General features: G+C 70.9%; 10 protein-coding genes. 3 read left to right on the top strand and 7 right to left on the bottom strand.

What is annotated here, in order from left to right; all coding sequences use genetic code 11:
* Positions 1–119 precede the first annotated feature (119 nt).
* On the top strand, positions 120–1,799 hold the full coding sequence (locus AB0I12_RS27275) for a DUF222 domain-containing protein (RefSeq protein WP_359934765.1): 1,680 nt from the start codon (positions 120–122) through the stop codon (positions 1,797–1,799).
* 550 nt (positions 1,800–2,349) lie between these two features.
* Here AB0I12_RS27275 and AB0I12_RS27270 read toward each other — a convergent pair.
* On the bottom strand, positions 2,350–5,160 hold the full coding sequence (locus AB0I12_RS27270) for a BTAD domain-containing putative transcriptional regulator (RefSeq protein WP_359934763.1): 2,811 nt from the start codon (positions 5,158–5,160) through the stop codon (positions 2,350–2,352).
* A 42-nt stretch (positions 5,161–5,202) separates the two neighbouring features.
* Between AB0I12_RS27270 and AB0I12_RS27265 the strand changes: the two genes are divergently transcribed.
* The gene (locus AB0I12_RS27265; RefSeq protein ID WP_359934761.1) at positions 5,203–6,060 is read left to right on the top strand and encodes an NAD(P)-binding domain-containing protein; all 858 of its coding nucleotides are present in this window, start codon (positions 5,203–5,205) and stop codon (positions 6,058–6,060) included.
* A 26-nt stretch (positions 6,061–6,086) separates the two neighbouring features.
* Here AB0I12_RS27265 and AB0I12_RS27260 read toward each other — a convergent pair whose 3' ends face one another.
* Together AB0I12_RS27260 and AB0I12_RS27255 are read right to left on the bottom strand one after the other, a co-directional pair.
* On the bottom strand, positions 6,087–6,335 hold the full coding sequence (locus AB0I12_RS27260; protein ID WP_359934759.1) for a hypothetical protein: 249 nt from the start codon (positions 6,333–6,335) through the stop codon (positions 6,087–6,089).
* Positions 6,332–6,853: an RNA polymerase sigma factor gene (locus AB0I12_RS27255; RefSeq protein ID WP_359934757.1), complete on the bottom strand. Its 522-nt coding sequence runs from the start codon at positions 6,851–6,853 to the stop codon at positions 6,332–6,334. The genes AB0I12_RS27260 and AB0I12_RS27255 overlap by 4 nt, the downstream gene beginning before the upstream one ends.
* A 258-nt stretch (positions 6,854–7,111) precedes the next feature.
* Between AB0I12_RS27255 and AB0I12_RS27250 the strand changes: the two genes are divergently transcribed.
* A complete protein-coding gene (locus AB0I12_RS27250; protein WP_359934755.1) occupies positions 7,112–7,708 on the top strand; it encodes a ParA family protein in 597 nt (198 codons plus the stop codon).
* Between the two features lie 166 nt (positions 7,709–7,874).
* On the opposite strand, the gene AB0I12_RS27245 is transcribed toward AB0I12_RS27250, so the two are convergent.
* From AB0I12_RS27245 to AB0I12_RS27230, 4 genes are all read right to left on the bottom strand, one after another.
* Positions 7,875–9,044: an ROK family transcriptional regulator gene (locus tag AB0I12_RS27245; RefSeq protein WP_359934753.1), complete on the bottom strand. Its 1,170-nt coding sequence runs from the start codon at positions 9,042–9,044 to the stop codon at positions 7,875–7,877.
* A 50-nt stretch (positions 9,045–9,094) separates the two neighbouring features.
* Positions 9,095–9,979: an oxygenase MpaB family protein gene (locus AB0I12_RS27240; protein ID WP_359934751.1), complete on the bottom strand. Its 885-nt coding sequence runs from the start codon at positions 9,977–9,979 to the stop codon at positions 9,095–9,097.
* A gap of 221 nt (positions 9,980–10,200) precedes the next feature.
* The gene (locus tag AB0I12_RS27235) at positions 10,201–10,734 is read right to left on the bottom strand and encodes a GNAT family protein (protein ID WP_359934749.1); all 534 of its coding nucleotides are present in this window, start codon (positions 10,732–10,734) and stop codon (positions 10,201–10,203) included.
* 4 nt (positions 10,735–10,738) lie between these two features.
* Positions 10,739–12,034 carry an XRE family transcriptional regulator gene (locus AB0I12_RS27230; RefSeq protein WP_359934748.1) on the bottom strand — a complete coding sequence of 432 codons (1,296 nt, stop codon included), beginning with the start codon at positions 12,032–12,034 and terminating at the stop codon, positions 10,739–10,741.
* Positions 12,035–12,131 lie beyond the last annotated feature (97 nt).

Raw genomic sequence — 12,131 nt, 5'->3', positions numbered from 1 at the left:
CGGCTGGGATGTTTGCTGGGTGTTTGCTGGTGTGGGCCCACAGGTAGCCCACGAATAGCCCACAAAATAAGGGGATTCCGGCTCGGAAACTGTAGGTGGTGCCGTCTACAGTCAATGGCATGGAACTTCTAGGCGAGCGACCGGCGTGGTCGATGAGTGGCAGCGAACTGCTGTCCACCCTCGACACCCTCGAAGCCGAGCTCGCCCGCCTGGAGTCCTACCGGCTGAGCGTGGTCGCCGCGATCGAGTCCACCGGCTACGCGCAGGAGCTCGGCGCCCGCGACACCGCCGAGCTGCTGCGCTTCCGCTACCGCCTGGACCCACCGGCCGCCCGCCGCACCCTCCGCCTCGCCCAGACCGCCCCGCACTACCCGGCCGTCTCCACCGCCCTCGACCGCACCGCCTCGCCCGCCCCCGCCACGACCGCCGCACCCGACAGCGGATCCGGGGACGGCGTACCAGACGACAGCGGATCTGGCGACGGTACTGGTGGTGGTTGGCTGCTGCGTCCGGCGCAGGCGGCCGCGATCGTGTTCGGTCTCGACCGGGTCCGGTCGCGGGTCCCGGTGGAGCACCTGGACGCGGCCGCGGAGCAGTTGGTCGGGCTGGCCGGTCACCTGTCGCCGGGCGAACTGCGCACCGCCGCCAAGGAGATCGCCGACCTGCTGGACTCCGACGGCCCCGAACCGGAAGAGCTGAAGGCGTATGAACGGGAGTCCTTGACGCTGTCGGCTGCGGACAACGGCGTGAAGTTCAAGGGGTTCCTGGCCAACGAGAACGCCGAGCTGCTGCGCGCGGTCGTGCATGCCGGTGCCCGCCCGCACAAGACCGTCGACGGCGACCACGACCCGCGCCCGCGCGACAAGCGCCAGGCCGACGCCTTGTCCGGTGCCCTGGGCATCGCCGCTGCCGCGTGGGACGCCATGGGACCCACCGCGCCCACAGGACCCACCGCGCCCACAGAACCCACCGCGCCCACCGGACCGACCGGACCTGCCGCGGCGACCACAGCCGCCGCGAGCAGCGCCGGCAATGCGGGCAGCGCCAGCAGCGCGGGCGATGCGGGGTGTGCGGGGGGTGCTGGGAGGGTGGGGAAGGATCGTCGGGTGGCCGGGTACGGCGCGAAGGCGAACATCACCGTCACGATCGACTTCGAAGACCTGAAGGCCGCGACCGCGGACGCGATCGGGCGCACCGTCTACAGCGGCGGGCTGTCCGCGGCCACGATCCGGCGGCTGGCCTGTGACGCGAACATCATCCCGCTGGTGCTCGGTTCGAACTCCGAACCGCTCGATGTCGGCCGCCGCGTGCGGCTGGTCACCGGGGCGATGCGCCGCGCCCTGGACGCCCGCGACCGCGGCTGCGTGGTCTGCGGAGCCCCGCCGGTCATGTGCGACGCCCATCACCTGATCTCCTGGATCGACGGCGGCGACACCAAGGTCGACAATCTGGCTCTGCTGTGCCGCCGCCACCACGTCGACCTGCACAGGGGCCGCTGGCACATCACCATCCTCGACGGCATCGTCCACGTACGCCGCCCCAGCTGGGCCGAACCCACACCCACCCCCGCCACAGCCCGACGCACCGCGCCTCCGCGCGCCCGACCACCCAGCGGCAGGACGGACCCGCGCGAGTCCGAGCCCACCGAGCCCACCGAGCCCACCCAGCCCACCGAGCCCGGAGACGTCGGCCTGCGGGCGGTCGAGGGCGTCGCGGTGGAGACCGTCGCCGACCGTTCCCGATGGCGGGCCGACGAGACTGTCCTCCGGGAAGCGGCCGCCTTCGCAGCCACCGCTTGAGGCCGGACAACACAACAACCTCCCCCGCGGACCTGCGGGCAGGAGGCGGCTCTGCTGCGGCGGGCCGGTCGGTTGCTGGCGTTGGCCAGCGGCAATGGTGCAGGCAAGATCAACGCAGCACCTGTACGCGCAGGCCGCTGTCCGCGTCATGAGAGGCCGGAATCCTTCCCAGCAGCCCGCGCCCGTCGCCCCCTTACCAGCAATCCGCGCCGCCGTGTGTCGTCGGCGGCGTCTGTCCTCCGCCGCTCGTGGCGGGCGCTGAACCGGTCGGCCGCGAGGGCGGAACAGGGCTGCCCCGGGGGCGGGTGGTTGTGGAGCGCCGTACGAGCAGCGGTCCCGGCTCGGCCGCTTCTGGCTACGCCGAGGTTTCCGCTCGTGCAAGTTGTCGGAGGTAGGGGCCGAGTAGTGCAACGGTCGCGCCGGTCAGCAGGATTAGGGTGCTGATGATGCGGGCGGGCTCCGGTCGCGCAGGCAAACATACGGCTGACCGCCGAAGCCGGCCACCTTTCCAAATCTCTTTCTTCTTCATCTTTCGTTGACCACAGGTCTGCTAGGCCAGGTTGAGTCTGGCTTCGATCCGGTCCACGTCGAAGCGTTCGGCTGGTGGCAGGGGGACGCCGGCCTGCTGACGTAGGGCTGCGGCTTCGGTGAGGAGTTCGAGGGCGCGGCCGGGGTCTTCGGTCGCGCCCGCGAGGCCTTCGAGGGCGAGGGCGATTGCGCGGTGGTCGCCGATCTCGCGGGCCAGTTCGAGGCCGCGCTCGTGGAGTGCGCGGGCCGTCGCGTAGTCGCCGCGTTGTTCGGCGACGAAGCCGAGTTGGGTGCTGATGAAGGCGATCCCGGGGGTGCCGCCGACCTGCGTCAGCCAGGCGAGCCATTTGCTGAAGTGCCGCTCGGCGTCGTCGAGGCGGCCCTGGCGCCGGGCGGTCAGGCCGAGGCCGACTTCGGCGTACTCCTCGGCCGACTTGTTCGACTGCTCGACCGCCAGCCGCCGCGCCTGCTCGTGCAGCTCGTCGGCCCGCGCGTAGTCGCCGGTCAGCAGCGCGATCCGGCCCAGCCCCGCGGTGCGGAACGAGACCTCGGTCCACAGCCCGAGGTCCTCCGCGTGCCGGATCGCGTCCTCCAGGTACGCCGTGGCGGTCGGATAGTCGCCGCTGATCTCGGCGGCCACGATCAGCGTGTACGTCGCCTGCAGCCGGCCCCAGTCGTCGTCGAGCGCGTCGAACAGTTCGAGGCTGCGCAGACTGTCCCGGCGCATCGCGGCCAGATCCGCGTGCACAATGTTGAGCTGCGCCCGCGTGCTCAGCGCCGCGGCGCGACCCCAGCGGTCGCCGCGGTCGGTGAAAGTCTCGATCGCCCGGTCGATCCAGCCGAACAGCACGTCCGCGTCGCCGTACGCCCACCGGGTCATGGTCAGGAACCAGAGCGCGTACGGGTCGTCGCCGACGGCTCGCAGCGCTTCCTCGCCGGCGCGCGCGACATCGGTGCCTTCGGCATCGGTCGCCGTCATCCCGACGAGCCAGACCGTGGCCTGCGCGCGCAGCGCCGGGTCCTGGCCTGGCGCCGCGAGCGCGGCCGCGAGTGACCGACGTGCTTCACCGTGACGACCCCGCAGGTACCAGTACCAGGCGAGCGCAGTGGCCAGCTCCAGCGACGGTGGGACAGCTCGGAAGTTCGCCGCCTCCTGGTCGAGCCGCTGCAGCCACTCGCGCTGACCGGCGCCGCGCAGCTCGGCCCGCCGCGCGAGCGCCAGATAGTAGTCCGCGTGCTTCCGGCGGGTGGCGGCCTCCTCACCGGCCTCGGCCAGCCGCTCCAGGCTGTACGCCGCGATCGACTCGAGCAGGCGGTATCTACCGCCGCCGGCCACGACAAGAGACTTGTCGACCAGAGCCAGCAGGAGGTGCTCGGGCAGCTCACTGACCTCGACAGCCGCTTCCAGCGAGAACGTGCCCGCCTGGACCGCGAGCCTCCGGAGCATCCGTCGCTCCTCGTCGTCCAGCAGGTCCCAGCTCCAGTCGATCGTTGCCCGCAGCGTCCGCTGCCGCTCCGGTCCGCCCTTGCCGCCGGACAGCAGCCGGAAGCGGTCGTCCAAGCGATCCGCGAGTCCTTGCACCCCGAGCGCGCGAACCCGGGTTGCAGCGAGCTCCAGTGCGAGCGGGATGCCGTCGAGGCGTTCACAGATCGCTGTCACGTCGCCGGTGACACCCGCGCGGGCCTTGAACAGCTGGGCCGCTGCTTCGGTAGTCAGCGGCGGTACGTCGAGCACGCGTTCACCGGTCAGCCCGAGCGGCTCACGGCTGGTCGCGAGTACGCGCAGACCGGGCGCTGCGGCGAGCAAACGCCGTACCAGGTCTGCTAGGTCCAGGTGCTCGCAGTTGTCGAGGATCAGCAGCAGCTGCCTGTTGCTGAGCGAATTGAGCAGCCGCGGGAGCAGGTCGGTCGACTCGTCACGCAGCTCCAGTGCTGCGGCCAGCGCGTCCAGTACGTCGTCTTGTCGCAGCGGGGCGAGTTCTACCAGGCAGGTGCCGGGCGAACCGAGCTCGAGCGCCAGGCGGGTCTTTCCGACGCCACCAGGGCCGACCAGCGTCACCAGACGGTTCGTGTCGAGGAGCTGTCGTGCGTCGGCCAGCGTCTGCTCCCGTCCGATCAGGTCGTTGAGCGGCGCCGGGAGCGTGGCGGACCGGCGGAGGGACCGGTCGTGGCGCAGGATCGCCTGGTACAGCTCGGTCAGCTCGGGGCCGGGGTCGGCGCCGAGCTCCTCGGCCAGTGCAGTGCGCAACTCGGCGTACCTGTCGAGCGCCTCGTGCTGCCGACCCGCCCGGTAGAGCGCCTTGAGGTGGATGGCGTGCAGCCGTTCATCGAGCGGGCGCTGCTGGATCAGTGCGGTTGTGTGCCGCAGTACGTCGTCACTGTGCTCGACCGCGGTCAGGTACAGGTCCTCCAGACGCTCACGAGCCGGCCGGGCGAACTCGTGGTCAAGCACGTCGGCGTAAGGCTGACCGCGCCACAGCTGTAGCGCCTCTCGTATCTGCCCGGCACGCACCTGCTGCTCGAAGATGTTGCTGTCGACAACGTCCGTGGTCAGCGCGTAGCCGGCCGGGCTGTGTTGGACGAGGCTGCGGGCACCGGGCTCGGCGCGGTCCAATGCGGTCCGCAGTTGGGACACGCGGGCCTGCAGGGTGCCGGTCGCGTTGCGCGGCGGGCGGGCGCCCCACAGGTCGTCGATCAGCCGGTCGGCGCTCACCGGCCGGCCCTGGTTCGCCAGCAGGTCGAGGAGCAGGGTCCGGACCTTCCGGTCGGGTACGGCGACCGGTTCGCCGGTGTTAGTCCGCACCAGCAGCGGACCGAGCACCCCGAAGTACATACCCGTAGTAAACCCGTAGCGCGTTCTCCGAGCATCGGGTGCATGAGTTCACGAGAAGCAGTGACAGTGATCGGGCTCGGCGCGATGGGCTCCACGATGGCCCGGACCTTCCTCGACGCCGGGCATCCGACCACCGTCTGGAACCGGACCCCCGGCAAGGCGGCAGGGCTCGGTGCGGTCGAGGCGACGAGCGCGGCCGAGGCGGTGGCCGCGAGCAGGCTGGTGGTGATCAGCCAGGTCGACTACCAGGCGATGTTCGATTCCCTGGCGGACGCGGATCTGAGCGGGCGGGTGCTGGTCAACCTGAGCTCGGACAGCCCGGCGCGATTGCGTGCGGCGGGCGAGTGGGCCGAGGAACGCGGAGCGAGGCTGGTCGCCGGCGGCATCATGGTGCCGCCGCCGGGGATCGGGAAGCCGGGCGCGTACGCCTTCTACGCGGGTCCTGCCGACGTGGTGGCGGCGCACCGCGAGACGCTGGAGGCCTTGGGCCGCGTCGACCACATGGGCAGCGATCCCGGACTGGCGATGCTGTACTACCAAGCCATGCTGAACATCTTCTGGACCACGTTGATCAGCTACTTCTACTCGGCGAGCCTGGTCGGCAGCGCCGAACGACTCCGTCCGTACGCCGCGGCGATGCTGACCGACCTGACCGAGGACGGGCCGATGGGCTTCCTCCGCATCCTCACCGCGGAACTGGAATCCGGCGAACACCCCGGCGCCGAGAACAATCTCCACATGCAGGCCGTCGGCGCCGAGCACGCCGTCCACGCGTTCACCGACGCAGGCCTCGACGTGACCGTGCCGGGTGCCGTGGCCGAGCTGTTCGCCCGCGCCGATGCGGCCGGGTACGGCGCCGACGGCCTGAGCGCGCTGGTCGAGCTGGTCCGCAAGCCCTAGGCCCTGTCTGGTGATCCAGCCAGGACCTAGCCCACGGACGTCAGCTTGCACTGGCCGTCGACGCAGTCGCGTTGCAGCCTGCCGCGCGAGACGGTTTCGATCAGGCCGATGACCCAGCACGTCGGGCAGCCGCGGAAGGCCAGCAGCGTGACGGGGAGCAGCAGGAGGCTGAGCGGTCCGACGGAGGGCAGCAAGGCGAAGGCGGCGATCAGGCTGCCGAAGCCGATCACGCCGCGGAGCAGATGGCGGGGCAGAGAGGCGCTGGCGAAAGTCATGACAGGGCTCCGAGAGATTCGCGCACGGTGCTCCGGGCGCGGTGCAGGCGGGATTTCATGGCGGGAACGGTGAGGCCCAAGGCCTTCGCGACCATCGGGCCGCTGTAGCCCTGGACGTCGCGGAGGATCAGGACGCTGCGCTGGTCGGCAGGCAGTTGCGCGATGGCCGCGGCAACTGCCTGCGCCTCCAGCTGGCGCAGCGCCTCCTCCTCCGCGGACGGCGCGGTGTCCGGGACCAGCGGCTGGTCGCGCAAGACGGTGCGGGCCCGGCGCAGGCACTCGTTGCGGATGATCCGGAACATCCACGACGTGAGCGCACTCGTGGCGCGGAGCATCCCGATCTTGCGGTACAGGATGATCAAGGCCTCCTGTGCCGCGTCCTCGGCGTCCTCCGGCGTGGCGCACAACGTCCGCGCGAACCGCCGTACGGTCGGGTGCGAGTCGGCGACGAGCGTGGTGAGCGCGTCGACGTCGCCGTGCTGGGCGGCGCGGATCAGGTGCTCGTCGAGGTCAGCCACGGGCCCGCCGGCGCAGGACGACGACGCTGCAGGTGCCGAGCAGCGCGACCGCGACGGCCGCGGCGACGATGATCCAGATCATGAGGTGCTCCTTCGTCAGAGTGCGATATCGGGAGTAAGAGGCACCGGGCCGGCGAAAGGATTCACGCTGAAGTCTGCTTGAGCTTGTACACACGGGCCACGGGCAACTATCACGATGTGACGGAGCAACGCCGACGACACGCCGGATTTCGGACAAAACCGGGTAAGTTCTCTCTCATGATCATCGTGACAGCTGCACTGAAGGGCGGGGTCGGTAAGACAACCACGTCGGTGTACTTGGCCGCGCTGGCATCTTCCAACCGTCGCACATCCACTCTGATCGACGCCGATCCGCAGGGCAGCGCCGCAGACTGGATCGCGGAGTCCGAGGACGGCCAACTGAACCGGATCGAGATCGCGGAGGCGCCGACCGAGCGCCTGCTGAACAAGGCGCTGGACAAGGTCCCGCCGGAGGGCATCGGCATCGTGGACATGCCGCCGTCCCACGAGCGGCTGCTCAACAAGGCCCTCGAACGGGCCCGCATCGTGATCATCCCGACCCGCGTCGGCGGCGTCGAGACGCCACGCGTCAAGGCCGTCCTGGAGCTCGTGCCGGACGACGTCCCGGCCGGCCTGGTGATCTGCTCGGCGCGGACCTACACGCGCTCGTACCAGGAGGCCATGCAGCAGTACGCACAGGAGAACATCCCGGTCTGGGGCACCATCCCGGAGCGCGTCTCGATCACCGCCGGCCCCGCCGGCCCGCTGGCGACCGACGGCCTCGAGTCCTACAAGAAGGTCTGGCGCAAGATCCTGGCCGCGGCCCGCAGTTAGGCCCTGTCTGGCAATTCATCGCCTACTGCGGGGCACTCGGCACGGCACCTCGCCGCACGGGTGCAAAGGCCACGATGCTCCGCATCGAGACCTTCGCCCCCGCACGCCGATGCACCGCACCGAGCACCTCCTCGCTACGGCGCTGAATTACCAGACAGGACCTAGCTCAGCGCTGGAGCGGCGGTTCGCCTCGTACGTACGAGCGGATCACGGTGGCCGCCGCTCCCCGCGCCCAGTCGTCGAAGGTGTGCGAGCGGAGCATCAGGCGGCAGTCCCCGGCGGCGCCGAACGCGTGCTCGGCGAAGGCCCGCCGCATCCGCTCCTCGTACAGGTCGTAGTCGGCGACGCCCTCGCCGGCGATCATCACCAGCTCCGGACCGACCAGGTTCACCATCGCGGCCAGCGCCGAACCGATCACCTCGCCGGCCCGGTCGAACGCCTCGCGCGCGTGCTTGTCGCCCTCGTGCGCCAGCTTGATCGCGCCGGCCAGATCCAGGTCGGCCCGCCCGGTCGTCTCCCGCGTCCGGGCCAGGATCGCGTCCGACGACGCCACGGTCTCGACACACCCCCGCCGGCCGCAGGTGCACACCAGGTCGCCCGGCGCGAGCGGCAGGTGCCCCAGCTCGCCGGACACGCCGTACGCGCCGGACACCACCTCGCCGTTGATGTAGAGCCCGCAGCCGATGCCGGAGCCGATCGTCACCACCGCGAACGAGTCCGCGTTCACACCGACCCCGAACCAGTGCTCGGCCACGGTCAGCGCGCGGACGTCGTTCGACACCACGATCGGCACCCGGACCTGCTTGCCGAGCAGCTCCGCGACCGGAACGCCGCGCCAGCCCATCAGCGGTGAGTCCCGCACCACGCCGTGCACCGCGTCGACGTCACCCGACACCGCGATTCCGATACCGGCGAGCGGCCCCGCGACCGCCGTCCCGGACTTGAGCGCGGCGATCAGCGCCTTCACGTGCTCGGCGAGCTGGTCGATCACCGCCTCCGGATCGGTGTCGTCCAGTGGGTCGTGCCGGACGTTCAGGATCCCGGCGGTGAAGTCGGTGGTGACACCGATCAGGCTGGTCGGCGTGACCTTGACGCCGATCACCGAGACGCTGCTCGGTACGACGGTCAGCGGGCTCACCGGCCGCCCGATCCCGAGCTGGCCGTCCCCGTCCGCCGGGGCGGCCTGGTCGGTGACGAACCCGCTCTCCATCAGCGGTGCGACCGCCTTCGTGACGGCCGCCTGGGACAGCCCGGTCCGGCGCGCGATCTCCACCCGCGGGATCGGCCCCTGGGTCAGGATCTTGGTCAGTACCTCGACTCCCGCTGGAGTGGCCATCGGGAGTGGACGATGTGGACGGAGCGGCACGAGGACAACCTACCGGCGCGTCATGCCTCCGCGCCGGTTTCTGCCAGTGTTGGAGAGGTCAGCGCCCACCGGATCGTCCTGGTGAGGCCGTCGCCGGCCGCCCGGACGACGGTTCGCTCGGCCAGCGGAAGGTACGGGAGACGCAGCGGCAGCCTGGTCCACCACGGCAACAGACCGACCGCGGCAGCCGCCAGTACGCCGTACGCGGGCCGGGCGGCGAACGGCACCGGCGGATGCACCAGCATGAAGCGGGCGGCCTGACGCGCCTCCGTCGTACCGCGCAGTTCGGGCTGGTACTCCTTCAGCAGTTGCCGCAGCTCCGCCACCGTGGTCGGCGGGTCGATGACCCCGAGCTTGGCGGCCACGAGCGCCGCGTCCTCGACGTACTGGTCCTGTTCCACGGCGTTGAGCGGCCGCGCGCCGTACCGCTGGTGCGCGGCGAGGAAGCTGTCCACCTCGGCCAGATGCACCCACTTGAGCAGGTGCGGGTCCGACGCGCGGTACTTCACCCCGTCCGGACTGGTCCCGCGGACGCGCTCGTGCACGCCTTGGACGTGGGCGATCGCCTCCTCGGCGTCCGGGATCGAGCCGTACGTCGTGATCGCCAGGAAGTAGCTCGTACGCCGCAGACGCCCCCACGGGTCACCCCGGTACCCGGAATGCGCGGCGACTGCGGCCATGGCCAGTGGATGCAGCGACTGCAGCAGCAGCGCCCGCAGCCCGCCGGCGAACATCGACGCGTCCCCGTGCACCCGCAGGATCGGCCGGTCCGGCGCGAACCAGCGCGGCCCAGGTGTCCCGTGTACCCGCATGCGCTCGGTCTGCGGGTCGGGCCCGGCAACCTTGGTCAGGATCATCCGGGCAAGGCTGTCCCGCAGCGGTCCGGTAACAGTGGTCGAAGCCATGCCCCCAGTGTTGCTCAGTCGAACTGGCGCAGGCAGCGCGCGTTCCGTTCCTCGCTGTCCCGGCGTCGGCCGGAGTTCGCGTTCGCGGGCGTCGCGCAGGCGGTCAACGAGGTGCACCACGATCTCTCGTACGGCGCCAGGTGCTGTACGCGCGGACACCGCTCGGCGCCGATCTCGCCGAGGGCGGGCCCGCCGCCTGGCGGGCCGCACAGTGAGCAGGGTCAGACGGTGTGCTCCTGCTCCAGCAGCGAGTACAGCAGGGAGTCGCGCCAGGCGCCGTTGGTGAAGACGTGGTCGCGGAGGTGGCCCTCGTAGGTGAAGCCGAGGCGTTTGACCACCGCGATCGAGGCCTCGTTCTCGGGGCCGATCGCGGCGGTGACGCGGTGCCGGCCGAGCGGGCCGAAGGCGAAGCGCAACAGCACCCGGGCCGCGTCCGTGGCGTACCCGCGGCCCCAGTGGTCGGCGCCGATCGCGTAGCCGAGCTTCGCCGTCCAGGCTCCGCTCGGCGCGATCCGGGCGAACCCGATCACGCGATCGTCGTCCGGCCGGGTCACGGCGAGCATGTAATCGGGACGGTCCTCCTGGGCGGACCGCTGGAGGATGCCGGCCAGGTTCTGCTCGGCCTTGGCCCGGTCGTAGCTGTCGAAGGCCATCCAGGTGGTGACCCGGTCGTCACCGGCGACGGCCAAGTAGTCGTCGAGGTCGGTTGTGCGGAATTCGCGCAGTACGGTCCGTTCGCCGGTGAGTGGATCCATCCGGCTAACGGGGGTAGGTCTGCATCGGGGTCCGGGTGAAGGTCTCGATCTCCTCCTGCAGCTCCCGCGCGTCGTCGGCGCGGCCGGACTGCCGCAGCGCCTGGTGGACCCGGCGCGCCGAGTGCACGACGCCGTTGATCCGGCGCTCGGTCGGCAGCGTCAGCACCGGGGCCAGCGCGTCCGCCGCGCCGTCCAGCTCACCGCTCGCGATCCGGGTGATCGCCATCGCCGCGTGGCTGCCGGCGGCGTCGCCGAAGGCCCACTCCGGGTGGTTCTGGTCGGTGTAGGCGTCGACGGCCTGGCTCGAGTACCGCTCGGCCTGCTCGACCTCACCGGGCAGCCAGGCGAGCGCGTCCGCGGCGTAGTACAGCTGGCGGTTGCGGCCGAAGGTGCACAGGCCGCCCATGTCGTCCAGGTCGTCGTTGTGGACCGAGTTCCACGCCTCCTCGGCGCGCTCCAGCGCGGCCCGGGTGGCCTCCGGGTTGCCGAGCGCGGCCCAGGCGCGGGCCTCGCTGACCGGCAGCCAGACGCTGGTGGTGCTGTTGGCCTGCTCGGCGTACCCGGCGCCGAGCTGTGCATACCGCACCGAGTCGTGCGGGTTGCCGGCCCAGTACGAGACCAGGGACTGCAGGCCGCGCACCCAGGCGCGCAGGCCGTGGTGGTCGGCGTTGTCGGCGCACATGAACGCGGTCCGCGCCTGGGTCAGCGCGGCGTGCGGGTTGCCGAGGTCGTGGGACGCCTTGGCGAGCAGGCCGCCGGTGACGCCGGCCAGGAAGTACAGCTGACGGTGGTGGTCCGGACGCTGCCGGCTCTCCAGCAGACCGAAGACCAGGTCCTGCGTCTCGACCAGCTGGCCGAGGATCTCCGGCAGTGGACGCTGCGGGTACGCCTGGGCGGCGTGGCGTACGTCGGCGTACACCTGTTCCATGGCCTCGCTTCCGAGACCGGACTGGGCCGCGAGGGCAAACGCCCTCGCGCGGCTGGCAGCCATGTCGAGAACCTCCATCTCATTACCTGTCGTGATCCGTCCACTCGCGGCAGGTGCCGGCACCACCTGGGCGGCCTGTTCCGGCGCAGACGGCGCGAGGAGCTCCTCGACCGGCTTGCCGAACATGCGTTGCAGGGTGCGCCGGGTCTGCGGAGTGGTCCCCGCACGCTCGCCCGATGCGAGGCGACGCAGGTGCCGCTCGGTGATGGTTCCACCCAGCTCGACGAACTCGGCGACGATCTCGGAGTAGGTCTGGTTCCGGCGCTGGATCAGCTGCGCCAGGACCGTCTTTGGCGCGTACCTACCCGCCATCGTTCCTCCCGTTCACGTCAGTCAGACGTTGTCTCGACTTGTGCCCCACGACAAGGTGCTGTCCCCCAGATGTCCGCGAGAGGACCGGAAGAGGTCC

This window comes from Kribbella sp. NPDC050459, assembly GCF_040655315.1.
Classification (GTDB): Bacteria; Actinomycetota; Actinomycetes; order Propionibacteriales; family Kribbellaceae; genus Kribbella.
Note: the sequence above shows the minus strand (reverse complement) of the source record. Positions and strands in the feature narration are given on the sequence as shown.

What these genes read in the sequence shown, in the direction of transcription:
- AB0I12_RS27260 (WP_359934759.1), bottom strand. Translation starts at nt 6,335, where the DNA reads ATGACTTTCGCCAGCGCCTCTCTGCCCCGCCATCTGCTCCGCGGCGTG.
- AB0I12_RS27265 (WP_359934761.1), top strand. Translation starts at nt 5,203, where the DNA reads ATGAGTTCACGAGAAGCAGTGACAGTGATCGGGCTCGGCGCGATGGGC.
- AB0I12_RS27270 (WP_359934763.1), bottom strand. Translation starts at nt 5,160, where the DNA reads ATGTACTTCGGGGTGCTCGGTCCGCTGCTGGTGCGGACTAACACCGGC.
- AB0I12_RS27245 (WP_359934753.1), bottom strand. Translation starts at nt 9,044, where the DNA reads ATGGCCACTCCAGCGGGAGTCGAGGTACTGACCAAGATCCTGACCCAG.
- AB0I12_RS27275 (WP_359934765.1), top strand. Translation starts at nt 120, where the DNA reads ATGGAACTTCTAGGCGAGCGACCGGCGTGGTCGATGAGTGGCAGCGAA.
- AB0I12_RS27250 (WP_359934755.1), top strand. Translation starts at nt 7,112, where the DNA reads ATGATCATCGTGACAGCTGCACTGAAGGGCGGGGTCGGTAAGACAACC.
- AB0I12_RS27240 (WP_359934751.1), bottom strand. Translation starts at nt 9,979, where the DNA reads ATGGCTTCGACCACTGTTACCGGACCGCTGCGGGACAGCCTTGCCCGG.
- AB0I12_RS27235 (WP_359934749.1), bottom strand. Translation starts at nt 10,734, where the DNA reads ATGGATCCACTCACCGGCGAACGGACCGTACTGCGCGAATTCCGCACA.
- AB0I12_RS27230 (WP_359934748.1), bottom strand. Translation starts at nt 12,034, where the DNA reads ATGGCGGGTAGGTACGCGCCAAAGACGGTCCTGGCGCAGCTGATCCAG.